The organism is Salinimicrobium oceani, assembly GCF_012037645.1.
This window is the reverse complement of record NZ_JAAVJR010000071.1, coordinates 1-873: the sequence shown is the minus strand read 5'-3', so window position 1 is coordinate 873 and position 873 is coordinate 1. Positions and strand designations below refer to the sequence as shown.

The 873-nt window shown below is 42.4% G+C and carries 1 protein-coding gene; it reads left to right on the top strand.

Annotation, left to right across the window (positions count from 1 at the left end; translation table 11 throughout):
- Positions 1 to 189: 189 nt before the first annotated feature.
- The coding region (locus HC175_RS15435; RefSeq protein WP_168139345.1) for an MBL fold metallo-hydrolase at positions 190 to 873 on the top strand (684 nt) is incomplete at its 3' end.

Here is an 873-nt window from a genome sequence, read left to right as displayed (position 1 = left end):
AAGAGCTGTCAACCAGGGAGTGGATAAAGAAACACACACAAGGCAAAGAGGATATACTTCCCATTGTTATAGTTGATACTGAAGGGCGAAAACGTCCATTCCACTTTCACGATACTATAAGCCCCGGCGAAAAAATAATATATTTACGCTAAATTAAACCTCAAACCTCTTTTAACCATCTAATTCTACATGAAGATTTATCCTATAGAAGCCGGAAATTTCAAGCTGGATGGAGGTGCTATGTTTGGCGTAGTGCCTAAATCCATCTGGAATAAGACAAATCCGGCAGATGAAAATAACATGATCGATATTGCCGCCACCTGTTTGCTTGTGGAAGAAGGCGACAGGCTCATTCTAATAGATACAGGAATGGGGGACAAGCAAAACGAAAAATTCTTTGGCTACTATTATCGCTGGGGAGATGACAATATTGACAGATCCCTAAGGAAGTACGGGTTCCACCGCGATGATATCACAGATGTGTTTATGACTCATCTTCACTTCGATCACTGCGGCGGAAGCATCCAGTGGAACAAGGACAGGACAGCTTATGAACCGGCCTTTAAAAATGCAACTTTCTGGAGTAATGAGGAGCACTGGGAATGGGCTACAAATCCAAATGCCAGGGAAAAAGCTTCTTTTCTAAAAGAAAATATACTCCCGATGCAGGAAAGCGGACAGCTAAAATTTATCCAAAGACAGGGAGAAGCCTTTCAAAATTCTTCGGAACTTGGCTTTGGAATCCTTTTTGTTGATGGTCATACAGATAAACAAATGATCCCGCACCTTAAATACAAAGGAAAAACACTGGTCTTCATGGCCGATCTTTTGCCCACCGCAGGACATGTTCCGCTTCCCTTTGTGATGGGATAC